18 protein-coding genes are annotated in these 23,572 nt (G+C 73.7%); 4 read left to right on the top strand and 14 right to left on the bottom strand.

What is annotated here, in order from left to right:
- The first annotated feature begins 42 nt into the window (after positions 1-42).
- Together IE331_RS00415 and IE331_RS00410 are read left to right on the top strand one after the other, a co-directional pair.
- A complete protein-coding gene (locus IE331_RS00415; protein ID WP_192139432.1) occupies positions 43-606 on the top strand; it encodes a TetR/AcrR family transcriptional regulator in 564 nt (187 codons plus the stop codon).
- Positions 603-1,178, top strand: a complete 576-nt coding sequence (locus IE331_RS00410) for a class I SAM-dependent methyltransferase (protein WP_192139430.1) — start codon at positions 603-605, stop codon at positions 1,176-1,178. Before IE331_RS00415 ends, IE331_RS00410 begins: the two co-directional genes overlap by 4 nt.
- A 69-nt stretch (positions 1,179-1,247) precedes the next feature.
- On the opposite strand, the gene IE331_RS00405 is transcribed toward IE331_RS00410, so the two are convergent.
- Both IE331_RS00405 and IE331_RS00400 read right to left on the bottom strand, forming a co-directional pair.
- On the bottom strand, positions 1,248-1,949 hold the full coding sequence (locus tag IE331_RS00405; protein ID WP_201930814.1) for an SWIM zinc finger family protein: 702 nt from the start codon (positions 1,947-1,949) through the stop codon (positions 1,248-1,250).
- Positions 1,946-4,723 carry a DEAD/DEAH box helicase gene (locus IE331_RS00400; protein ID WP_192139428.1) on the bottom strand — a complete coding sequence of 926 codons (2,778 nt, stop codon included), beginning with the start codon at positions 4,721-4,723 and terminating at the stop codon, positions 1,946-1,948. The genes IE331_RS00405 and IE331_RS00400 overlap by 4 nt, the downstream gene beginning before the upstream one ends.
- Before the next feature lie 68 nt (positions 4,724-4,791).
- Here IE331_RS00400 and IE331_RS00395 point away from each other — a divergent pair, with 68 nt between their 5' ends.
- Positions 4,792-5,277, top strand: a complete 486-nt coding sequence (locus IE331_RS00395) for a glutathione peroxidase (protein WP_192139426.1) — start codon at positions 4,792-4,794, stop codon at positions 5,275-5,277.
- Positions 5,278-5,365: 88 nt separating this feature from the next.
- On the opposite strand, the gene IE331_RS00390 is transcribed toward IE331_RS00395, so the two are convergent.
- The 7 genes from IE331_RS00390 to IE331_RS00360 all read right to left on the bottom strand — a co-directional run bounded on the left by IE331_RS00390 (position 5,366) and on the right by IE331_RS00360 (position 17,974).
- The gene (locus IE331_RS00390) at positions 5,366-7,252 is read right to left on the bottom strand and encodes a CocE/NonD family hydrolase (RefSeq protein WP_192139424.1); all 1,887 of its coding nucleotides are present in this window, start codon (positions 7,250-7,252) and stop codon (positions 5,366-5,368) included.
- Between the two features lie 207 nt (positions 7,253-7,459).
- Positions 7,460-9,601, bottom strand: a complete 2,142-nt coding sequence (locus IE331_RS00385) for a DEAD/DEAH box helicase (protein ID WP_192139422.1) — start codon at positions 9,599-9,601, stop codon at positions 7,460-7,462.
- A 262-nt stretch (positions 9,602-9,863) separates the two neighbouring features.
- Positions 9,864-10,523: a 2-phosphosulfolactate phosphatase gene (locus IE331_RS00380; protein ID WP_201930812.1), complete on the bottom strand. Its 660-nt coding sequence runs from the start codon at positions 10,521-10,523 to the stop codon at positions 9,864-9,866.
- Positions 10,524-10,752: 229 nt separating this feature from the next.
- Positions 10,753-12,714, bottom strand: a complete 1,962-nt coding sequence (locus IE331_RS00375; RefSeq protein WP_318646747.1) for a M13 family metallopeptidase — start codon at positions 12,712-12,714, stop codon at positions 10,753-10,755.
- A gap of 212 nt (positions 12,715-12,926) precedes the next feature.
- Positions 12,927-14,681, bottom strand: a complete 1,755-nt coding sequence (locus IE331_RS00370; protein ID WP_201930810.1) for a BCCT family transporter — start codon at positions 14,679-14,681, stop codon at positions 12,927-12,929.
- A 149-nt stretch (positions 14,682-14,830) separates the two neighbouring features.
- Complete coding sequence (locus IE331_RS00365) at positions 14,831-16,885, bottom strand: hypothetical protein (RefSeq protein ID WP_192139418.1); 2,055 nt, start codon at positions 16,883-16,885, stop codon at positions 14,831-14,833.
- 111 nt (positions 16,886-16,996) lie between these two features.
- Complete coding sequence (locus IE331_RS00360; protein WP_192139416.1) at positions 16,997-17,974, bottom strand: NADPH:quinone oxidoreductase family protein; 978 nt, start codon at positions 17,972-17,974, stop codon at positions 16,997-16,999.
- Positions 17,975-18,250: 276 nt separating this feature from the next.
- Between IE331_RS00360 and IE331_RS00355 the strand changes: the two genes are divergently transcribed.
- On the top strand, positions 18,251-19,150 hold the full coding sequence (locus IE331_RS00355; RefSeq protein ID WP_192139414.1) for an alpha/beta hydrolase fold domain-containing protein: 900 nt from the start codon (positions 18,251-18,253) through the stop codon (positions 19,148-19,150).
- A 23-nt stretch (positions 19,151-19,173) separates the two neighbouring features.
- Here the strand turns inward: IE331_RS00355 and IE331_RS00350 are convergent, their stop codons facing one another.
- The 5 genes from IE331_RS00350 to IE331_RS00330 form a co-directional block, all read right to left on the bottom strand.
- Complete coding sequence (locus IE331_RS00350) at positions 19,174-20,439, bottom strand: M15 family metallopeptidase (protein ID WP_192139412.1); 1,266 nt, start codon at positions 20,437-20,439, stop codon at positions 19,174-19,176.
- Positions 20,440-20,495: 56 nt separating this feature from the next.
- Positions 20,496-21,080 carry a TetR family transcriptional regulator gene (locus IE331_RS00345; protein ID WP_192139410.1) on the bottom strand — a complete coding sequence of 195 codons (585 nt, stop codon included), beginning with the start codon at positions 21,078-21,080 and terminating at the stop codon, positions 20,496-20,498.
- A gap of 45 nt (positions 21,081-21,125) precedes the next feature.
- Entirely contained in the window at positions 21,126-21,317 is a 192-nt protein-coding gene (locus IE331_RS00340) for a ferredoxin (protein WP_192139408.1), read from the bottom strand.
- The gene (locus IE331_RS00335) at positions 21,314-22,768 is read right to left on the bottom strand and encodes a fatty acid desaturase (RefSeq protein WP_192139406.1); all 1,455 of its coding nucleotides are present in this window, start codon (positions 22,766-22,768) and stop codon (positions 21,314-21,316) included. Before IE331_RS00335 ends, IE331_RS00340 begins: the two co-directional genes overlap by 4 nt.
- A 95-nt stretch (positions 22,769-22,863) precedes the next feature.
- A complete protein-coding gene (locus IE331_RS00330; RefSeq protein WP_192139404.1) occupies positions 22,864-23,475 on the bottom strand; it encodes a hypothetical protein in 612 nt (203 codons plus the stop codon).
- Positions 23,476-23,572: the final 97 nt, after the last annotated feature.

Genomic DNA, 23,572 nt, shown 5'->3' with positions numbered 1-23,572 from the left:
AGCCCGGGGAAGGGTTAACGCCTCCTCACCTAGGCTGGGCGGGTGACCAGCCGTCGTGAGCAGATCCTCGCCACCGCCGCCGGCCTCTTCGCCGAGCGTGGCTTCCACGGCGTCTCGGTGGGCGAGCTCGGCGCCGCCTGCGGCATGAGCGGCCCCGCGCTCTACAAGCACTTCCCCGCCAAGGACGCGATCCTGGCCGCCATGCTGGTCTCGATCAGCGAGGAGCTGCTCTCCGTGGGCCGGACCCGGGTCCAGGAGGCGGGCGCCCCGGAGCCGGCGCTGATCGCGCTGGTCGACTGGCACGTCTCGTTCGCGCTCTCCAACAAGGCCCTGATCATCGTCCAGGACCGGGACTGGGCCTCCCTGCCCGTCGAGGCGCGGGAGCGGGTCCGGCAGCTGCAGCGGGAGTACGTCGGGCTGTGGGCCGGCCAGCTCCGGGCGCTCGACGACGGGCTCTCCGAGGTCGAGGCGCTGGCCCGGGCGCACGCGGCCTTCGGGCTGCTCAACTCCACGCCGCACAGCGCCTTCCTGCCCGAGCCGGAGATGCGGGCGATGCTCACCGAGATGGCGCTGCGCGCCCTCGGCCGGACCGGGGCGTCGGTGTGACCCGCTGGTTCGCCGAGTGGTCCGAGCGGGACCGGGCCGCCTACGCCTCGCGCTTCGAGAAGCTGGCCGCCGCCGGCCACGACATCGACGGTGAGGCCCGCCTGGTCGACGCCCTGGCCGCCCGCGGGAGCCGGATCCTGGACGCCGGCTGCGGGGCCGGCCGGGTCGCCCACGCCCTGGCCGTCCGCGGCCACGACGTCCTGGGGGTCGATGCCGACCCGGGGCTCATCGAGGCCGGCCGCGCCCAGCACCCCGGCCTGCCGCTGGAGCACGGCGACCTGCTCGAGCTGACCCCGGAGCACGGGCCGTTCGACCTCGTCGTCGCCGCCGGCAACGTGCTGGTCTACCTCGAGCCTGGCACTGAGCGGGCCGTGCTCGCAGCGCTGGCCGCGGTCCTGCGACCCGGCGGTCGGGCGGTCTTCGGCTTCGCGACCGACCGCGACTACACCCTCGACGCCCTCGACGCCGACGCCCGGGCGGTCGGCTGGGCCCTGGAGCACCGGTTCGCGACCTGGGAGGCCGACGCGTGGACCGACTCCGCCGACTGGGCGGTCTCGGTCTTCCGCGCCTGACGCCCGGTTGGGTCCGCTGGGCTCGGCAGGCTCAGAGGGCTCAGAGGGCTCAGAGGGCTCAGAGGCGGCTCAGAACAGGTGGTCGGGGACCTCGGCACCGCGGTCCAGCCGGTCGAGGATCCGGGCGGCCCGCAGCGCCGCGTCGTGCGCCGTCTCGACGTCGGCGTCCGTCTCCTCGTCCGGCCCGCCCTCGGGGTCGGCGCCGCGGACGCGGGCGTGCAGCCCGGCCAGCAGGTCCTCCCGGGGCAGGCCGCGCAGCAGCAGGAGCGTGAGCGGGTCCCGGTCGAGCAGCCAGCCGGCCTGGCTGAGCAGGGCGATCGCGTGCGGGCAGGGCGGCGTCCACGCCGCGCAGGTGCACTCGGCGGCCAGCTCGCCGCCGTACGGGAGCAGCTCGACTCCGGACTCCTCCGCGTCCTCGACCAGCTGGTGCGGCAGGTCGCCGGCGAGCAGCCCCGGCAGCCGGCCCGCCTCGGCGGCGACCAGCTCGACCAGGATCGCGACCTCGTCCGGGGCCAGCACCGGCACCCGGACCGTCGTCGTCCACGCGTCGTCGCCCTCCCGGACCGCGGCCAGCAGCCCGCCGGGCGCCGCCGTGACCTGGCCGACCGCCCCCGCGCGGGCCAGCGACCGGCCGGCTCGGAGGTCCGCCTCGCCGTAGGCGGACTCCTCCACCGCCCGCTGCCAGGCGCGGCCCCACCACGAGGCCGGCCGCGGCACCGACCGTCGGGCCGGGAAGCGGGGGTGGGTGACCGCACCCGGCACCTCGGTCACCGCTGGGGCCGCAGCGTGACCAGGTCGCGCAGCTCCGCGTCGTCCAGCTCGGTCAGCGCCCCCTCGCCGCGGGCCAGGACCGAGTCGGCCAGCGCCCGCTTGCGGCCCAGCAGCTCGGCGACCCGCTCCTCGATCGTCCCCTGGCAGACCATGCGGTGCACCTGCACCGGCCGGGTCTGACCGATCCGGTGCGCCCGGTCGGTGGCCTGGTCCTCGACCGCCGGGTTCCACCACCGGTCGAAGTGGACGACGTGGTCGGCGGCGGTGAGGTTGAGTCCGGTGCCGCCGGCCTTGAGCGAGAGCAGGAAGACCGGAGGCCCACCAGCCTCCCGGCCGGCCTGGAAGCGACGCACCATGGCCTCGCGCTCGCGCACTGGGGTGCCGCCGTGCAGCAGCTGGGTCGGTACGCCGCTCGCGGCGAGGTGGGCCTCGACCAGCCGGGCCATGGCGACGTACTGGGTGAACACCAGCACCGCGCCGTCCTCGGCGAGGACGGTCCCCACCAGCTCGTCGAGCAGGTCCAGCTTCTCCGACCCCCCCGCGAGCCGGCCGCCGGGCTGGCGCAGGTAGTGCGCCGGGTGGTTGCAGATCTGCTTCAACCCGGTCAGCAGGGCCAGCACCAGACCGCGCCGAGTGTGCTCGTCGGCCCGCTCGATGCGCTCCATCGAGTCCCTGACCAGGGCCTCGTAGAGCACCACCTGCTCCCGGGTCAGCGCCAGCAGGTGGTCGGTCTCGGTCTTGGCCGGCAGCTCCGGGGCGATGCCGGGGTCGGACTTGCGGCGCCGAAGCAGGAAGGGGGCGATGAGCTCGGCGAACCGCCGGGTCACCGCCGGGTCGACCCCGGCCTCGATCGGGGCCGCCCAGACCTTGCGGAAGGCGTTGCGGGAGCCGAGCAGCCCGGGCACCGCCCAGTCCAGGATCGCCCAGAGCTCGGTGAGGTCGTTCTCCACCGGGGTGCCGGTGAGCGCCACCCGGCCGGTCGAGTCGATCCGGCGCAGCGCCTTCGCCGTCCCGGACCGGGGGTTCTTGACGTGCTGGGCCTCGTCGGCGACGACCAGGTCCCAGCCGGGTCCGGTCTGCAGGGCCCGGGCGCCAGCGGCGTCGCTGCGCATGGTGCCGTAGGTCGTGAGCACGAACCCGCCCTCGACGCCCTCCAGCGACCGCTCGCCGCCGTGGAAGCGGCGCACCGGCACCCCGGGGGCGAACCGCTCGATCTCGGCCTGCCAGTTGCCGAGCAGCGAGGCAGGGCAGACGACGAGGACCGGTCCGGTGGCCACCCCGGCCTGCACCCGGTGCAGGTGCAGCGCGATCACGGTGACCGTCTTGCCCAGGCCCATGTCGTCGGCCAGGCACGCGCCCAGGCCGAGGCCGGTCATCTCGGCCAGCCACGTCACCCCGTGCCGCTGGTAGTCGCGCAGCGTCGCGGCCAGCCCCGCCGGCGTCGGGACCGGCTCCCGCACGGCCGCCGTGCGCAGCCGCTCCCGCACCTGGTGCAGCGTCGCGCCGACGACCACCTCGGTCTCCACCTCGTCCACGGTGACCACGCCGGTGAGGGTGGCCGCCAGCGCCTGCGCCGGCTTGGCGGTGCGCACCAGCCGACGCTTCGCGCGGCGCGCGGTGGCCGGGTCGACCACCACCCAGTGGTCCCGGAGCCGGATCACCGGGCTGGCCGCCGCGGCGAGGGCGTCCATCTCCTGCTCGGTGAGCGGGTCGCCGTTGAGGCTGAGCTGCCAGCTGAACGAGAACAGCGAGGCCGGGCCGAAGAGCCCGTCGGTCAGCGGCTCGTCGCGCCCGCTCCCCGGCCGCAGGACGGTGCGCGAGGTCAGGTCGGCGCCGAGGCTGCGCGGCCAGAGGACGTCGACACCGCGGCGCTTCAGCCCGGTCAGACCCTCGTCGAGGAGCGAGGCCAGCTCGACGGCGTCCAGCGTGAGCTGGTCCGGCACCCGCAGCTCGAGGAGGCGGTCCAGCACCGGCCACTCCTCGGCCGCCGCCCGCAGGGCGATGGTGGCGTGGGTCCGGGCCCGGTCGCCGAACCCGTGCGTGGCGTCCGGGCCGGACTCGGTCCACAACGTCGCGGCGTCGCAGAAGTGGAGCGGGTTCTGCTCGTCGTGCACCTGCAGCACGATCCGGACGAAGCCCCCGACCAGCTCGTCCTCGTCGGCCTCGACCCGCAGGCTCAACGTGACCAGCTGGGGTCGCTCGTCGGGCTCGGCGTGCCCGGCCAGCCGGGCCTGCAGTCTGGCCGCGAAGCCGGGGCTCCCCGTCCGGGCCCCGGCCGAGCGCGGAGCGAGGCCGGCCCCGGTCACCTCGCCCGGCCCGGCCACACCGCTCGGCCGGGCCGCCCCGGAGGTGCGGGTCGCGGCCGTGCGGTGTCCGGCGGCGCGCGGCGCGGAGCGCGGCAGCGCGTCGGCCACGGCGTCGACCACCCGGCGTACCAGTGCCTCCGGGTCGGCCTCGCCGGCGTGGGCGCGGGCCACCGCCAGCAGCCGCACCCGCTCCTCGTCGTCGGGGTCGAGCGGACCGACCCGCCACCCGTCGGCGACCGGCTCGAGGTGCCCGGCCGCCACGAACCGCATCCCGAGCAGCGCGGCCCCGGCCAGCAGCCCGACGCTGGGGTGGACGTCGTCGCGGGTGTGGGCCCGGGTCAGCACCGGGAGCGCCGCCCGCACCGGCAGGGTGACCGTCCGCCGGCCGTCGGTGAACTCGACCTCGCTCTCGCGGGCCGGGACCGCCGCCCGGAAGGTGGCCGGCCCGGTGACGGGGACGAAGCTCACGTGGTGCTGCCTCCTCGGGGTGGGGTCCTGACGCTAGCGCGGCCCACCGACATCCGTAGGCTCGGACCATGAGCATCCTCGACTCCACCATCGCCCGCCTCGACGGCACCCCCGCCACCCTCGGGGAGATCACCGAGGGCCGGCCGGCGCTGCTGGTCAACGTGGCCTCGAAGTGCGGCCTGACCCCGCAGTACACCGCCCTCGAGAGGCTGCACGACCAGTACGCCGACCACGGCTTCACGGTCGTCGGGGTGCCCTGCAACCAGTTCGGCGGCCAGGAGCCCGGGAGCTCGGAGGAGATCGCGGAGTTCTGCTCGGCGACCTACGGCGTGAGCTTCCCGATGACCGAGAAGGTCGCGGTCAACGGCGAGGAACGGCACGAGGTGTTCGCCTCGCTGGTGCGCACCCCGAACGAGGCCGGCGAGGCGGGCGACGTCACGTGGAACTTCGAGAAGTTCCTGATCGCCGCCGACGGCAGCGTCGTCGCCCGGTTCAGCCCGGGCGTCGTGCCCGACGACCCGCGGATCGTGGACGCGGTCCGGGGTCTGGTCTGAGCCCAGCCCGACCCGTCACCCGGGTCGGCGGCGGGTTCCGGCGGATCGGCAGCGTCCTTGAGCCGTCCGCATCTGCGGACCGGCAGGCTCAGCGGACCGGCAGGCTCAGCACCTGGCCCGCGCCGGCCTCGACCGTGACCGGCTGGCCCACCAGGTTCCCGCGGTAGTTCGTCGACCCGCCGGAGAGCACCAGCCTGATCCGGTGGCCGGCGGCGAAGCGGTAGGCGACCGCGGGCAGGGTGACCGTGAACGGCTGCGACGGGTCGGCCACCCGGACCGGCGCCACCAGGTTGCGCAGCACCGTCGCGGAGCCGTCCGGCGCCACGTCGACCAGCTTCGCGAACAGCACCAGCTGCCCGGCCGGGTCGCCGGACTGCGGTCCCGCCGCCAGCGGCGCCTGCACCCGGACGTCGAGCTCCGGGCTGCCCACCACCCGCACCGCCCGCTCCAGCGGCTCGGTGGCCCACTGGGCGAAGGTGCCCGGTGCGTCGGTCTCCGGCAGCGGGGAGGGGACGCCGGCGAAGCCGATGACGTCCGGCTCGTCGGCCGAGGACGGCAGGCCGGAGACCGGCGTCACGAAGCTCTGGCTGCCCGGGGTGACCGGATCGCCCTCCGGCTCCAGCCCGGAGCCGGACAGGCGGTATCGGGCGCGGACGCCGACCGGGTAGCTCTTCGAGGTCGCGTAGGCCGGGTCGGCACGACCCTCGTAGTCCACCCAGTCCCGGAAGTAGGCGAACCGGGGTCCGGTGCCGACGCTGCGGTCCTCGAGGTGCCGGGCGAACCAGCGCACGATCCGCCGGGTGAGGTACTGCGTCCGCGGGTCCGGGTCGTCGAGATCGAGCTCGCCCGGCGCCGGCTGGCCCAGCGAGTGGCCCCACCACTGCCAGATCATCTTGACCGGCGTGCCCTGGCGGCGCAGGGCCCGGTAGTTCGCCACCCCCTCGTTGAGGTTGAACAGGGTGTCGTTCTGGCCCTGGATCAGCAGGGTCGGCACCGTCACCCGCTCCATGTACGACGCGGCCGACGCGTGCCGGAAGTGACCGATCGAGGTGTCGTCGAAGCCGCCGGTCACGCCGGCGTACGCGAGGGTCGGGCAGACGAAGTCGGCGAAGTTCGGGCACGGGGTCAGCCGGGCCGGGTCGGCGCCCGCGTGCTGGAGCCCGTTGACCACGCCGAGACCGGAGAAGCCCAGGCCCCAGGTCAGCTTCACCGAGCCGGTGACGGCGCTGCTGACGCCGGTCTGTCCGGTGTTGTTCGGCGCGAGCGAGTAGGAGAGGTCGTTCCAGGTGATCAGCGGCACGAGCGCGTCGATGCGCGGGTCGACCGAGGCCGCGGCGAACTGGATCGCGCCACCGTAGGAGCCGCCCACCATGCCGACCCGCGGGTCGTGCCGCGAGCGCCTGCCCTCGGCGTCACGGCGGTCCCGCCGGACCACCCGCAGCCGCGGGGCCGGCTCGCTGTGCTCGGCGTCGCGGAAGGCTATGCCGCGCCGGCCACCGAGGTAGCCGACCAGCTGGCTGGCCGCCCGGCCGTCGATGTCGGGGTCGTCCAGGGTGATCTTGCAGCCCGAGCCGCCGAAGCCGAGCCCGGAGTAGCTGAGCACCACGTAGCCGCGGTCGGCGAGGAACCCCGCCATCCCGGCCTGGTCGTCCTTGGAGCCGCCGAAGCCGTTCGTGGTGAGCACCGCGGGTGCCCGGTCCTCCCGGCTGGCGCCGTCGGGGCGGTAGAGGTCGCCGACGATGTCGCAGACCCGGTCGCCCTGCTCCCCCACGCGGACCCGGAAGTGCAGCGTGGTCACCGAGTGCGAGGGCCCGGCAGTGATCCGCGGCGCCACGCCAGCCGGCGCGGCCGTCGTCCCCGGAGCAGCCGTCGTCCCCGGCGCGGCAGTCGTCCCCGGCGCGGCAGTCGTCCCCGGAGCGGCGGGGAGCACCGCCAGCGCGGACCCGACCAGCACGGTGGCCAGGAAGCGGAGCATGAGGTGACGCGGGCGGTGGCCCGGGACGCTGCGCGGGCGATGGGTCCGGCGGAAGGGCATGTGGACACAACGACCCAGCCCCGCCCGGGGTACGCCGCCTCACCGCCGACCCGTCGCTTGTGTCGGCCCCCAGACCGCCGACCCGTCGCTTGTGTCGGCCCCCAGACCGCCGACCCGTCGCTTGTGTCGGCCTGACGGCTCCGGGTCTCAGCCGGTGCTGCCCAGCGCGAGCGGATGTACGTCGCTCGCGCCGGCCTCGCGGAGCGCCCGGGCCGCGAGCGTCATGGTCCAGCCGGTCCCGACCAGGTCGTCGAGCAGCAGCACCGGCCCGGCCGGCACCTCCGCCTCGAGCCGGTGTCGTCGCAGTACGGCCGCCACCCGCTGCGCGGAGTTCGCGGCACCCTGCCCGGGGCCGACGCCGGCGTCCGCGATCGCGTACCGCCCCACGACCGGGATCCGCAGGAACCGCGAGAGCCCGTCGGCGAAGTCTCGGACCAGGGTCGGGCGACGGGCGGACTCGACGTGGACGATGGCCTGTGCCCGAGGCTGCCAGTCCTCGAGCACCGCGATCACCGCCCTGACCAGCGGCACCGGCACCGGCCCGTCCGGCGTGCCCTCGCGGAACAGGTCGCGCAGCTGCTGGCCGTAGCCGAGGTCGGTCAGCCGGGCCACGACGCGCCCCTCACTGGGTGGGTCCGCGATCTTGCCCTTGAGGTCGATGCCGAGGTTGACCAGGGCCGTCGGCCACATCTTGCGGGGCGGCACCGGCACGCCGGGACGGCTGAGCCGGTCGTGCGCCAGGCTCACCGACGACTCCGACACCTCGGCGCTGAAGCTCACACCCCCGCAGTTGTCGCAGCGACCGCAGTCCTGGCTGGCCGGGTCGTCGAGCTGGTCCCGCAGGAAGCGCATGCGACACCGGTCGGTGCCGAGGTAGTCCAGCATCGCCGCCTGCTCGCGCTCACGGGCCTCGGCGACCCGGGCGTACCGATCCCGGTCGTAGGCCCACTCCTGCCCGGTCGAGACCCAGCCGCCCTGGACCCGGCGGACCGCACCGTCGACGTCGAGCACCTTCAGCAGCATCTCCAGCCGCGAGCGGCCCAGGTCGACGTACGTCTCGAGGGCGGGGGTGGCGAGCGCGCCGTCGGCGCCGTCGAGGACCGAGAGGACCTGCCGCACCAGGCCCTCGGGCGGGAAGGCCAGCGAGGCGAAGTACGCCCAGATGTCGCGGTCCTCGCGCGCCGGCAGCAGCACCACGTCGGCGCGGTCCGTGCCGCGCCCGGCGCGGCCGACCTGCTGGTAGTAGGCGACCGGGCTGGACGGCGCCCCGACGTTCACGACGAACCCGAGCGTCGCGTCGAAGCCCATGCCCAGGGCGCTCGTGGCCACCAGTGCCTTGACCCGCCCCTCGGCGAGGTCGGTCTCGAGGGCGGCGCGCTCGCCGGCCTCGGTCTGGCCCGAGTACGCCGCCACCGTGTGGCCGCGCGCCCGGAGGAAGTCGGCGATCTCTTGGGTCTGCGCGACCGTCAGGCAGTAGATGATCCCGGAGCCGTGGAGGTCGCCGAGGTGGTCGGCCAGCCAGCCCAGCCGCTGCTCCGCGGTCTTGAGCCGGACCACCGCGAGGTGCAGTGAGGCCCGGTCGAGCTCGCCCCGCAGGACGACGACCTCGCCGTCCGGCCGAGCCGGCCCGTCCGGAGTCGCCGTACCGGTCGGGACCAGCTGCTCGGCGACGTCGCGGGTCACCCGTTCGTTGGCCGTCGCGGTGGTCGCCAGCACCGGGATGCCTTCGCGGAGCTCGCCGAGGAGGGTGCGGATGCGTCGGTAGTCCGGCCGGAAGTCGTGGCCCCAGTCGGAGATGCAGTGCGCCTCGTCGACCACGACGAGCCCGGCGGTGGCCGCCAGCCGCGGGAGCACCTGGTCGCGGAACGACGGGTTGTTGAGCCGCTCCGGGCTCACCAGCAGCACGTCGACGTCCCCGGCGCGGATCGAGTCCTCGATCCGGCTCCAGTCCTCGTTGTTGGTGGAGTTGATCGTCACGGCGTGGATGCCGGCCCGGTCCGCGGCGGCGATCTGGTTGCGCATGAGCGCGAGCAGGGGGGAGATGATCACGGTGGGCCCGGCGCCCTGGGCGCGGAGCAACGCCGTGGCCACGAAGTACACGGCCGACTTCCCCCACCCGGTGCGTTGCACGACCAGGGCCCGGCGGTGGTCGACCGCGAGCGCCTCGATCGCGGTCCACTGGTCCTCGCGGAGCGTGGCGTCGTCCCGTCCGACCAGGGCTCGGAGGTGCTGCTCGGCGGCCTCCCGGGCGGCCACGCGGGCGGGGTCGTCCTGGGTCGCTGCAGTCATGGGCTCTGTCTACCAGCGGCCGGACCGGCGCCGCCCGGCGCCCGGTGCCGTCTGTGGACGCGGGCGGGCCGCCCGGGTCGCTCCGGTGCGCCGACCCGTCGCTTGTGTCGGCGCCCAGCCCGCCGACCCGTCGTTACTGTCGGCGCCCAGCCCGCCGACCCGTCGTTACTGTCGGGTTCGAGCAGGACACAAGCGACGGGTCGGCAGGTCCGAGGCCGACACTGGCGACGGGTCGGCGCGGGTCAGCCGGGGTCAGCCGGGGTCAGCGGGGGACGAAGCGCTCGCCCTCCAGGATCGGGACCACCTCGCACGAGTCGACCTCGCCGGCGATGGCCACGTCGTCGGCGTACCCCTTGCCGATCAGCTCCGCGCCGCTCTCGCACGCGACCAGGGCCCGGCCGAGCTCGTCCCGGACGGAACGGAACGCGCGCTCGGCCGTCCGCGCCTCCTGCGCGAAGCCGCCCACGCCGCGGTCGTCGAGGGCCGCCAGGATCGCGCCGGCACCCCAGAGGTCCTCGTCGGCCGGCCGCAACGAGTCGTCCGGCCACCGTTCGCCTGCGGCCACCACGGTCAGCGGGCCTCGTCCCTCGTCCAGCAGGTCGGCGACCGACCGGGCCACCGACGCGGCATTGCGCAGGCAGCCGCCCAGGACGGTCGTCCCCGACGAGGCCAGAGCGCTGCTGATCGTGGAGCCGTTGGGGCTCGGCAGCACCAGCCGGTCGACGTCGACCGCCCTCCGGACCGACGCCGGCGACAGGCTGACCTCGCCATCCCGCGCCTCGGACCGCCCGACGGCCAACACGGCCCCGCACTCGCTCGCGTACGCCGCCGCGCGCGCATCGGCCCACCGGAAGGGGAACACCTCGATCCCTCGCTCGACGGCCACGGTCAGCGTGGTCGAGAACGAGAGCACGTCGACCACGACGGCAAGGTCGCCGCCGCACGCCCGCGCGCCCGCCTCTCCCCAGGCGAACCGGACACCGGCATCCCGTTGCCCGCTGACACTCACGACGGGTCGCGGCTCTCAGACCCGACACAAGCGACGGGTCGGCGTGCGCGGGCCCGACACAAGCGACGGGTCGGCGCGTGCACGCCCGACACAAGCGACGGGTCGGCGCGTGCAGGGCCGACACAAGCGACGGGTCGGGGGGTCACCAGATGCGGACCCGGTCGGCGGGGTCGAGCCAGAGGCCGTCGCCCTCCGCGGTGCCGAAGGCGGTGTGGAACTCGTCGAGGTTGCGGACGATGTTCGCCCGGAACTCCGGCGGCGAGTGCGGGTCGATGGTGAGGTACTGCCGCTCCTGCTCGACGCGACGCTTGGTGCGCCAGCAGTAGGCCCAGCTGAGGAAGACCCGCCGGGAGTCCTCCTCCGACAGCGGGGCACCGCCCAGCGAGATCCGGTACGCCGTGTGCCCGATCGTCAGGCCGCCGAGGTCGCCGATGTTCTCGCCGACGGTGAGCGAGCCGTTGACGTGCTCCCCGGGCAGCGCGCGCGGCGAGAAGCCGTCGTACTGGGCGACCAGCGCCTTCGACTTCACCTCGAAGGCCGCCTTGTCGTCCGGGGTCCACCAGTCGTTGAGGTTGCCGTGGCCGTCGTACTGCGCCCCCTGGTCGTCGAACCCGTGCCCGATCTCGTGCCCGATGACCGAGCCGATGCCGCCGTAGTTCTCCGCCGGGTGGGCGTCGGGGCTGAAGAACGGCTTCTGCAGGATGCCCGCGGGGAAGCAGATCTCGTTGGTGCCCGGGTTGTAGTAGGCGTTGACGGTCTGCGGCAGCATGAACCACTCGTCGCGGTCCACCGGCGACCCGATCTTCGCCAGCTGCCGGTCGGTCTCGAACGAGGCGGCCGCCGCGACGTTGCCCATGAGGCTGTCCGCGGTCACCCGGAGCGCCGAGTAGTCGCGGAACGTGTCCGGGTAGGCGATCTTCGGCCGGAAGGTCGCGAGCTTCTCGTATGCCTTCTGCTTGGTGGCCTCGGTCATCCAGTCCAGGTCGGCGATCGACTGCCGGTAGGCCTCGAGCAGGTTGGCCACGAGCTCGTCCATCATCGCCTTCGACTCCGGCGGGAAGTGCCGGGCGACGTACTCCTCGCCGACCGCCTCGCCGACGGCGCCCTCCACGAAGGCCACCGCGCGCTTCCAGCGGGCCCGCAGCTCGGGCGTCCCGTTGAGGGTGCGGCCGTAGAAGTCGAAGTTGGTCTCGACGAACTCGTCGGTGAGGTACGGCGCCGCCGAGCGCAGCACCCGGGTCAGCATCCAGTCCCGCCACTGCTCGATGGGCACCTCGCCGAGGACCGTCGAGAGGTGCGCGAAGTACGACGGCTGCCGGACGCAGGTCTCGAAGAGGGTCTCGTCGGAGCCACCGAGGTTGCGCACGTAGGCGTGCCAGTCGAACTCCGGAGCGAGTGCGAGGAGCTCCTCGAAGGTGGTCAGGTTGTAGGTCTTCTGGACGTCGCGGGTCTCGGCCCGCTCCCAGTGGCCGGCGGCCAGCCGGGTGTCGACGGCCAGCACAGTGGCGGCCGCCTCGTCGGGGCTCGGGTGGTCGGCCAGGGCGAGCAGGCGGCTGAGGTAGCCGACGTACTTCTCGCGGGTCTCGGCGAACTTGTCCTCGCGGTAGTAGGACTCGTCCGGCAGCCCGAGCCCTCCCTGGGTGAGGTGGACGAGGTACCGGTCGGAGAACTTGTCGTCGGTGGCGATGTAGGACCCGAACAGGCCCGCCCCGCCGACCCGCTCGAACTCGCCCAGGAACGCCGCCAGGTCGCGGACGTCGCGCAGACCCTCGACGGCCTGGATCAGCGGCTGCACCGGCGCCAGGCCGCGCCGGTCGATCTCGTCGGTGTCCATGAAGGAGGCGTACAGGTCGCCGATGCGGCGGGCGTTCTCGTCCAGCTCGGCACCGGGTCCGGCCGCGCGGACCCGCTCGGCGAGGTCGAGGATGATCTCCCGGACCTGCTCCTCGGCGGTGTCGGCGAGCTGCACGAACGGCCCCCAGCTGGAGCGGTCGCCGGGGATCTCGGTCTCCTCCAGCCAGGTGCCGTTGACGTGACCGAAGAGGTCGTCCTGGGGACGGATGTCGGGGTTCATGCCGGGTCGGGCGTCGTCGAGAGTGCTCACGGAGAACGACCCTAACCCGTGCCACCCACCGAGCCGTCCGCACTCCGCCGACCGCTCACCGGCCACCCACCCGGCCAATCGCCGGGACACCCACCGGGCCAGGCACCCGGGACAGGCACCCGGGCCAGGACGCACGCGGGGCCCCACCGGTCCTGCCGGTGGGGCCCGCGCGGGAGGTGGCCGGGCCGACTCCGTGGTCGGCCCGGTCCCACCTACGGCTTGCGCTTGCGGCCGCGCCTCTCGGTGCGCTCGAGGACGTCGACGACCGTGCGCTCGACGGGCTCGGCGAAGTGGTCGTCGAAGTTGTCCGTCAGCTCGTCGCCCACCTCACGGGTCAGCTCCTCGCGGCGCTGCCGGCTCTCGGCCCGCAGCAGCAGCCGGTGCTCGGCCTTGAGCGCTCGGTACGTCGCCAGGCAGATGCCGATCATCACCAGGCTGAACGGCAGCGCGGTGAGGATCGCCCCGGTCTGCAGCGCGATCAGACCGCCGGCCAGCATCAGGCCGATGGCCACGAGCCCCTCCATGGAGGCCCACAGGATGCGGCTCCACTTCGGCGGGTCGGCGTCGCCGCCGGAGGCGAGCATGTCGACGACCAGCGACCCGGAGTCGGAGGAGGTGACGAAGAAGATCGTCACCAGGATGATCGTGATCCCCGACAGCAGGCCGCCCAGGGGCAGGCCCTCCAGCAGGTTGAAGAGCACGTTCTCGCTCACGATGCTGCCGTCCTCCTCGAGCAGCGTCTGGCCCTCCTGCATCTGGGTGTAGATGGCCGTGCCGCCCAGCACCGCGAACCACAGGAAGGTCACGAACGTCGGCACGAGGAGCACGCCGGCCACGAACTCGCGCACGGTGCGGCCACGGGAGATCCGGGCGATGAAGACACCGACGAACGGCGCCCAGGACATCCACCAGCCCCAGTAGAATGTGGTCCACGCGGCCTGCCAGGCCTGGCCGTCCTCGCCGGTGTAGGCGCTGGTGTCGAACGTCAGCGACAGCACCTCGCTGAGGTAGACGCCCAGGCTCTGCACGAACTCGCGCATCACGAACAGGGTCGGACCGAGCAGCAGCAGGGCCACCAGGAACACTCCGGCCAGCACCAGGTTGGCGTTGGAGAGCCACTTGATGCCGCGGCCGACGCCCGAGACCACCGAGACGATGGCGAGCATGGTGATGGCGATGATCAGCCCCACCATGAGCGGCTTCCCGGCCTCGTCGAAGACGCCGACGCTGACCAGTCCGGCCGAGATCTGCTGGACGCCGAGGCCCAGCGAGGTGGCGACACCGGCCACCGTGCCGACGATCGCGACGACGTCGATGACGTCGCCGAACCGACCGCGGACCCGCTCCTCGCCGAGCAGCGGCTCGAGCGCCCAACGGATCGAGATCGGGCGGCCCTTGCGGTGGATGGCGTAGGCGAGCCCGAGCCCGACGACGACGTAGATCGCCCAGGCGTGGAAGCCCCAGTGCAGGAAGACCTGGGCCATCGCGGACTGCGCCAGCTCGCCCGAGTCGCCCTCGACGCCCGGCTTGGGGTTGGTGAAGAACGTCAGCGGCTCGGCGGCCCCCCAGAAGACCAGGCCGATGCCCATGCCCGCGGCGAAGAGCATCGAGAACCAGGCGGGGAGGCTGAACTCCGGCTCCTCGTCGTCCTGGCCGAGCGTGATGTCACCGAACCGGCTGAAGCCCATCCAGAGCGCGAAGCCGACGAACCCGGCCACCAGCAGGACGTAGAACCAGCCGAAGCCGCCGATCACGTCCCCCTGGACGGCGGCCAGGGCCTCGCCGGTGCCCTCGGGGAAGGCGATCGCCAGACCGGAGGTCACCAGCACGATCGCCAAGGCCGGCCAGAAGACACCGGGGGCGACGCTCGAGAACAGTCCCCCCTGACTGCTGGGCGGGGTTCCCGGCGGCGGTGCGGACCGTCCGGACGGGTCCGTGGGCGGGGGTGGACTCTTCGTGGTGCTCACGATGATTCCTTCTCTTGTCTCGAGTTCAAGAACCCTACGAGACTACGGCTCCGACCCCCCTCGTGGCCACCGCCGGCGATGTGCCTCGGGGCGTCCCGTGAGGGGGAACACAGACCTGTCGCACTGGCCCGATCGTCCGCCCGGAGGAGTCAGGGGGCCAGGTCGCGGAACGCCTCGGCGAGTACGTCGGCCCCGGCCTTGCGCCGCTCGACGTACCCGGTGAAGTTCCACTCCGGCCAGGTGAAGTCGATCGCCTCGCCGACGCCGTCGGCGGCGACCTCGAAGTCGATGCCGTCGACCGTGACGAGCTCGGCCGGATCGCCCTCCCCGAGTGCGGTCCGGCTCGAGGGGTCGGCGAAGCCGAGCATCGACCAGGGGACCCGCACCTCGACCCGGTCGTCGTCCTCGAGGACCTGCCAGGTGGCCAGCGAGTCGTAGTCGGGGTCCTCGGGGTCCCAGGTGCCCTCGACCAGGTCGCCGACGTCGAGGTACTCCGCCGGCCGCTCGCCCTGCGGTCCGGTGGTGCTGCGGTTCGTCAGCAGCCGGAACAGGTGCCAGTCCTCGCCGGCCTCGGGGTGGTAGGGCCGGGTCAGGGTGTCGAGGCGGATGGGGTCCAGCGCCCGGCGCACCTCGGCGCGGGCGGTGCCGGCCGCGGCGTCGATCCGCACCCGGTAGTCCTCCCGCTGCGGACCGGGCAGCACGTCCGCGCCGATGTCGAGGGTCTGGGGTACGCCGTCCCGGAACGTCACCTCGAGGTGCACCCAGGAGGCGTCGGCCCAGACCAGGGCGTACTCGATCGGGCCGCCCTCGGGGCTGATCTCGGTCGCGGCGTCCGCCACCGGCTCGGGGTCGGTGGCCACGATCCCGAAGTACTGCTCGTTGGTGAGCGGGTCGTGCCAGAGCTGGCGGCGCTCGCCGACCTGGTGCTGCACCGTGTTCCAGGTGCGCTTGAACCACTCGTCGGTCCACTCGAAGACGAACCCGCCGCCGACACCGAGGTCGGCCATCATCCGGAGCATGTCGGCGTTCATCGCCATCGCCTCCTGCTCGGTGTGGTCGCCCTGGTCGCGGCCGGCCGGCGCGAGGTGCGCCGAGCCGAGCGAGGCGGGGACACCGAACTCGGTGACGAGCAGCGGCATGGTGCCGGCGAAGTGCTCCTGCAGCGAGGCGAGGTAGCCGGCGTACCGGTCCGGCTCGCCCTGCCAGGTGGTCTCGTCGAGCCCAGGCTCGTCGCGCTGGAAGTCGGGGTAGTAGGGGTAGGCGTGGAAGCTGGCGAAGGTGCCGCCCGGCCAGGCGTCGGTGGGCAGCACGTGCATCGCGTCCACCCCCACCAGGTCCTCGTACGGCGACGGCTCGGTCGGGTGGTCGAGCGGGTCCGCGGTCGGCCAGTTGGCGAGGGCGACCGGCGCCGAGGTGCCACGGTCCGCCTCGTACGCCGCGAGCTCGTCGAGGTGCGTCGCGATCCAGCGCTCGGTGGCGGTGGCGTCGTCGGTGGCGGCGAAGAACTCGCCGGGCTCGTAGGGCGCGTCGGCCTCGGCCCGGTCGGTGCGGAGGACCGCGGGCGGCTCCCACTCCACGCCGAGGATCCACGCGGCCACCCACTGGGAGACGTCGGCGTCGTAGTCGCCGCCGGCCCGGCCGGGGCGCTCGGGGCGGGACAGGTCGCCGTGGACGGCGTCGGAGAGGTCGGCGAGCTCGGCCGAGAACGCCTCGTCGACGGCGGGGTCGTAGAGGGTCCGGCCGGCCTCGACGTAGCTCTCGTCGGGCAGGTAGGCGCCCTGGACCAGGTAGATCGGGGCCTGCGGGTGCTCCTCGTTCCAGCGCTCGAGCTCGGTGTAGAAGGCCGGCGGGTGCAGGGTGTAGACCCGGACCGCGCGGATGCCGGTCTCCGCCATCCCCTCGAGCCAGCGGCGGTAGGTCTCGGCCTCGATGGTGCCGACCTCGCCGGGCTGGTGCAGCGGCGTGGTGCTGCCCAGGTTCACCCCGGGGAGGAAGGTCTTCGTGCCCGAGGAGGTGTGCAGGCGGAAGCCGTCGCCGTCGGACTCGGCCAGCACGGTGAGGCCGCCGCGGTCCACGGGTGCCGGGCTCCAGTCGCTGCCGGCGTCGGGCCCGCCCCTGTCGCCGTCCCGGTCGCCGTCGCCGTCCTGCCCCGAGCACCCGGCCAGGACCAGGGCGGCGACCAGCAGCGCGACGGTCGCGCGCACGCTCCGGCGCCTCGGGTTCCTCACCCGGGAAGGATAGGCGACCGCACCACACGCCCCACCAGGAACGCGGGCAACGGCCGGGCCCGGGTCCGGGCCTGGCCCGGGCCTGCCTCAGCGGACCCGGACGACAGACTTCCCGAGCGCCTTGCGGTCGGCCAGGTCCTGCAGGGCCTGCCCGAAGTCCACCAGGTCGTACGTCGCGCCGACCGGTGGCGCGATGACCCCGCTCTCCATCAGCGGCACCAGGGCGTCCCACTGCTCGACCATGTAGCCGGGCCGGACCATGGCGTAGGCGCCCCACCCGACGCCCCGGACGTCGACGTTGTTGAGCAGCAGCCGGTTCACCTTCACCTCCGGGATGCCCTGACCGGAGGCGAAGCCGACCACGAGCAGGCGCCCCTGCGGCGCGAGGCAGCGCAGCGAGTCCGTGAACACCTCGCCGCCGACGACGTCGAGCACGACGTCGACCCCGTGCCCGCCGGTGACCCGCTTGACGGTGTCCTTGAACCCGTCGAGCAGCACCACCTCGTCGGCACCGGCCGCCGCGGCCACCTCCCCCTTGGCGTCGGTGGAGACGACGGCGATGGTCCTGGCCCCGAGGCCCCGCGCGACCTGGATCGTGGCCGTGCCGACTCCGCCCGCGGCACCGTGGACGAGGACGGTCTCGCCGGCCCGCAGGCCGCCGCGCTCGGCCAGCGCGAAGTGGGCGGTGAGGTAGTTCATCGGCAGCGCCGCGCCCTCGTCGTACGACATCGCGTCGGGCAGGGGGAACGCCGAGACCGCCGGGCAGGCGACCAGCTCGGCCGCGCCGCCGTACGGCAGGACCCCGGCCACCCGCTGACCCGCGGCGAAGCCGCCCGCGCCGGAGGAGGCGGGCTCGGCCACGGTGCCGGCGAAGTCGACGCCCAGCGTGAACGGCGGCTCGGGGGTGAGCTGGTACTGCCCCTGGCTGAGCAGCAGGTCCGGGAAGGAGATCCCGACCCGGTGCACCTCGATCAGCACCTCGTCCGCACCGGGGGTGGGCTCGGGGACGTCGTTGACGACCACGTGGGAGGGACCGCTGGGAGTGACGACCTGGGCTGCGCGCATGGCCGCGAGCCTAGCCGTGGGTCCCACCCCCGGTGGTTGAGGAGCGAGCCCCAGCGAGCGTCTCGAAACCACCCCACCCGGTGGTTGAGGAGCGAGCCCCAGCGAGCGTCTCGAAACCACCCCGGCCCCCCGCTGGTTGAGTAGCGAGCCCCAGCGAGCATCTCGAAACCACCCCGGCGCCCCCGGTGGTTGAGGAGCGAGCCCCAGCGAGCATCTCGAAACCACCCCGCCCCGCCCCCCGCCCATCTGCCCGGCCCGCCGCGCCGAACTCCCTGCATGAGGCCCACGGACCGCGCCCGCGCCTGGCTGCTGCAGAGGACCGCGCCGTGGACGGTCCGCTACGGCGAGGAGCTCCGCTTCGCCGGCAACGACCTGCCGGCACCACGACGGACGACGGCACCGACCCGGCACGGCCCGGTGCCGGTCCACGTCTACCGGCCGGCCGACGCCGGACCCGGCCGGGCCGAGGGCCTGCCGGGCTACGTCCACTTCCACGGGGGCGCGTTCTTGATGCGCTACCCGCAGATGGACGACTTCTGGTGCCGCTACCTGGCCGCCGAGGCGGGCGTCGTGGTGGTCAACGTCGACTTCTCGGTGGGCCCGCAGGTCCGCTACCCGGTCGCCCAGGAGCAGTGCCACGACGTCGCCGCGTGGGTCGCAGGAGACGGCGGCCGGCTCGGCGTCGACGGCCACCGGGTCGCCGTGGGCGGGCTGAGCTCCGGCGGCGGCCTGGCCGCCTCCGTGTGTCTCCAGGCGCGCGATGCCGGTTCCTTCGCCCCGCGGCTGCAGATCCTCGGCGTTCCCGCGCTGGACCTGGCCGCCGAGATCGACCCGCGAGCCCCGGGGATGATCGACCCGGCGCTGCGCGGCCTGGTCCGGCGCGTCTACTTCCCCGACGTCGAGCGCCGCCGGGAGCCGTACGCCTCGCCCCTGCTGGCGCCCGACCTGTCCGGGCTGCCGCCGGCGGTGGTGCTCACCGCCGAGCGGGACGTGCTCAGGCCGGAGGGCGACCGGTACGCCGGCCGGCTGCGGGCCGCGGGCGTCGACGTGCGCCACGACGTCACGCCCGGCGCCGACCACTACTTCCTCTCCGCCGACCTGCGCAGGGCCAGGACGACGATGGCGATGACGGCCGCGGAGCTGCGGCACCGGACGGCTCCTGCCGCCGCCCGCTGAGGACGCCGCCGCCCGCTGAGGACCTAGCGCGGCTCGACGATCGCGTTCATCTCGAAGTGCATGGGGTCGGTGTAGTTCCAGTCCCCGCCCCACGCGAAGCCCCAGCTCTTGAAGATCGAGACCACGGTGCGGTCCATCTCGCCGACGGTGCCCCGCTGGTTGCCGGGGGTGTTGAGGTCGAGCGCGATCCCGAACGAGTGCAGCGAGAGCTTGGTGCTGCCGGCGATGAACCGCGGGTAGTAGCAGCCGGCGTACTCGCCGGGGTTGATCGTGTCGGCGAGCCCCCGCTCGACCACCTCGGACAGGGCCGAGCGCAGCTGCGGCAGGACCGCCCGGTGGCAGGTGACCGACCCGAGGATCGGCACCCGCTCGGTGCGGATGTTGGCCGCCACCCAGGCCGGGTCGGGCGCGATCCGACCGCCGCCCAGTGCCCGGTAGGAGAACGACCCGACCGCCTGGGAGACCGAGCCGCCGGTGAGGAACGCGGTCTGCTTCGCGTCGAGGTCGAGGCCGTAGCGGGCGACGGCGTCGAGGTTCTGCACCGAGGCGGCGGCGCCGACGATCCGCTCCACCGGACTGCGCAGCGACTGCGGCGCGACCGGCCCGGTGGAGATCAGCAGCGCGTTGCCCGGGGTCATGCCGAGCTCCTCGCCCCACTTCTCGTTGACGACGGCGTCGACCTGCAGCGCCTGGTCGGCGTACGCGCCGATGTGCACGCGCGGCGCGTCCTTCTCGTTGCCGAGCCCCACGAAGGCGTCCTCGTCCTGCAGCCGCTTGCCGAGCCTCGGCGGGATCGCCAGCTCACCCCCGGCCACGCGCTGCCAGATCTCCTCGTTCTGGGCGCTGTTGGGCGGGGTGAACCGCCGGTACGACGCAGGGTCGACCGCCGCCAGCACGAGCAGCCGGTTCTCCACGGGGACCTGGGCCATCGCCATCGTGGTGGTGCCCTCCACGCCGTCGAGGGAGGCGATCCGGCGCAGCGTGCGAGGTGGGATCTCCTCCTGGCTGTAGACCAGCAGGTCGGCGGGGAGCAGGGACTCCTCGAGCGGGGGCGGTGGATCCACGGCGAGGTCCGGCTCGGCGACGGGAGGGCTCTCACCGTCGTCCGCGGCGCCGCTCGGGTCCGCCGACGAGGGCTCGGTCCCTGGTCGGGCCTCGCCCGCCGAGACCGGATCCGGGTCCGCGTCGGAGCCTGGTCCGGAGCCTGGTCCCGAGGGTGCGCAGGCGGTGCCGACCAGCAGGAGGCAGCAGGCGACGACGGCCGGCACCCGCCGTACCCGTGCAGCCATCCGCCCTCCCCCACTCCGGACCCTCATCGTACGCCGGGGCTCCGCGGCGGACCCGGTCAGCGGCGCAGGACCCGGGCGGCGATCCAGGCGATGTCGTCGGCCGTCTGCGCGGGCGTGGCCGAGGGCTGCATGACGTGGCTGAGCACGACTCGCACGACCATGTCGATGGCGGCGTCGAGCTGCCGGCCGTCGAGGCCGAGGTCGAAGGGCCGCAGCCGCTCGGCGATCACCTCCTTGGCCACCGCGAGGAGCGACTCCGCGTGCGTGGTCAGCAGGGGCAGCAGCTCGGTGTCGGCGCCGTGGGTGGCGGAGACGACCGCATGCAGCAGCCGGTTGTCCTGGGCCCGCTCCAGGCAGGCGCGGGAGGCGGCCCGGATCGCCTCCACCACGTCGTCGGCGTGGGTGTCGAAGGCGCCGCGGACCACGGTGAGGAAGCGGTCCAGCTCGTGCAGGGTCATCGCCTCGGCGAGGGCCGGCTTGCCGCCGATCTCGTTGTAGACGGTCTGCCGGCTGACCCCGACCTCGTCGGCCAGCCGGGCCATGGTCACCGCCGACCAGCCCTCGGTCGTGGTGAGGGTCGAGGCGGCGACCACGATCCGCTCCCGCAGGGGCAGGACGACCGAGCCGGTGGGAGGGGGCATGCCGCCAGTCTAGGAACAGCCCCCCACCCGGTCCTCGCCCGGCGCTCAGCCCTCCAGCGTCAGGGCCAGCACCGGGCAGGAGCTGACGGCCGCCGCGACCTGCGGGCGGTGCTCCTCGCCGGGCTGCTCGTCGAGGACGTGCATGACGTCGTCGTCGTCGACCTCGAAGAACTCGTGCGCCATCGACTCGCACATGCCCAGGCCCTCGCAGGTGTCGCGGTCCACGTGGATCCTCATGCCGACCGCCCCCCGACCGGCTCCACGGAGACCGCGACGAAGTCGCTCTTCTCCCGCACCCCGCAGTCAGGGCAGCACCAGTCCGCGGGGACGTCGGCCCAGGCGGTGCCGGCCGCGAAGCCCTCGTGCTCGTCGCCGGCGGCGACGTCGTAGGTGTAGCCGCACCCGGGGCAGCGCGCCGCCAGCACCTCGTCCGGGTCCACGGCCGGCCCGCCGGTCCCGGGGCGCCCGGGGTCGGTGCGCTCGGAGCGCGGGGCGGGGGCGCCGTACGCCGCGAGCAGGCCGTCGCGCTTGCGGGGACAGAGGTTGGCCAGCGTCAGGTCGCCGTCGAAGTGCGCGACCACGCGCGGGTCCATCACCCGGCGCCAGAGCGGTGGGACCAGGGCCAGGACGATCATCCCGGCGTACCCGGTCGGCAGGACCGGGGACTCCTCGAAGTCGCGCAGGGTCTGGTAGCGGCGGGTGGGGTTCGCGTGGTGGTCGCTGTGCCGCTGCAGGTGGTAGAGCAGCACGTTGGTCGCGACGTTGTTGGAGTTCCAGCTGTGGCTGGGGGCGACCCGCTCGTAGCGCCGCCGACCCTCGGGGCCGACCTTCTGCCGGAGCATCCCGTAGTGCTCCATGTAGTTGACCACCTCGAGGAGCGAGAAGCCGATCACCGCCTGGACGAGCAGGAAGGGCACGATCTGCACGCCGAGCCAGGCCACCAGCGCCCCCCAGAGCACCAGGCTCATGGCCCACGCGTTGAGCACGTCGTTGCCGATCCGGAAGGGGTGCTGCCGCTTGCGGGCGTACCGCTTGCGCTCCAGGCGCCAGGCGCTCCTCAGCGAGCCGCCCACCGTGCGCGGCCAGAACCGGTAGAAGCTCTCGCCCATCCGGCTGCTGGCCGGGTCCTCCGGGGTGGCGACCCGGACGTGGTGGCCGCGGTTGTGCTCGATGTAGAAGTGGCCGTAGAAGACCTGGGCCAGGGCGATCTTCGAGAGCCAGCGCTCGTGGCTCTCCTTCTTGTGGCCGAGCTCGTGGGCGGTGTTGATGCCGATGCCGCCGATGCAGCCGATCGACACCGCGAGACCGAGCTTCTCGAGGGTGGACAGCTCGGGGCCGGCAATCAGCCAGAACGCGCCGACGAAGCCGGCGTACTGGATGGGCAGGAAGAGGTAGGTGATCCACCGGTAGTACCGGTCCTCCTCGAGCGCCTCGATGACGTCGTCGGGCGGGTTGGAGCGGTCCAGCCCGGTCAGCAGGTCGATCACCGGGACGACACCGAGGATCACGACCGGGCCGATCCAGAACCAGCCGCCCCAGCCGGTGAGCCACCAGGCCCCGACCGCGACGAACGACAGGGACGGTACGACCAGGCCGATCAGCCAGAGGTAGCGCTTCCGGTCCCGCCACTGCTCGGTCGAGCCGTGCGGAACGGTGCCGGCCGGGGGGTGCTGGGGTGTGCCGTCCATCGGTGGACCTCCTCGCGTCAACGCGGTTTACAGAACCATAGGGTTTGTAAACCGCATTGACAAGAGGTCGCGCTTTGTAAATTCCTGCGTGTTGCTCAGCCGTAGTGGGCGGCGTCCACCTTGCGGTGGTAGTTGCGCCCGACCTTGCCGCCCGCGGCCGCGGCCAGCGCGGTGACCACGAGCACGATCACGCCGGTGATGATGCCGGCCGTGGTCACGTCCTGCCGGGGCAGCGGGATGTTCGGCAGGTCGACCCGGTCGAGCACGTTGTACTGGTCGCCGGCGACGGCGCCCAGGACCGCGGCGACCACCGTGATCACCAGCCCGAGCAGCCAGACCGCGACGCCCTGGCGGGCCCCGTCGAAGCGCGACATCCGGCCGGCGACGTAGCCGCCGGCGTAGTAGGCCAGGGCGAGCACGACCAGGAGCACGATCCCGGCCACCAGCCCGATCGTGCCGGAGTCGAGGTCGGCGTCGGAGAGGGTCACGTTGGCCTCGCTGCTGACGGCCGCGGCCAGGGCGCCGATGATCCCGGTGAGCAGGATCGTCATCCCGATGGCGACCAGCCAGCCGAAGAAGGCGGCGCCGAGGTTCACCCCGCCGTACTTGTCCTTGGCCATCTCGCGGTCCGTCGCCGCGCGTGCCTCCGGGTCGGCGTGCGTGCCGACGGTGTCGTCGGTGGTGGTGGTGCGCTTGCGCGAGAACATCGCGGGCCTCCTGTGGTGGGTGGTCCAGGCCGAGGGACGGTACCCAGCCACGCGCGCCTTCAATCCTCGCCGTCGTCCGGTCCGGGGCCGCCAGTCG

Source organism: Nocardioides donggukensis, from assembly GCF_014842875.1.
GTDB lineage: Bacteria > Actinomycetota > Actinomycetes > Propionibacteriales > Nocardioidaceae > Nocardioides > Nocardioides donggukensis.
The sequence above is the reverse complement of the archived record's forward strand: the minus strand, read 5'-3'. Positions and strand labels throughout refer to the sequence as shown.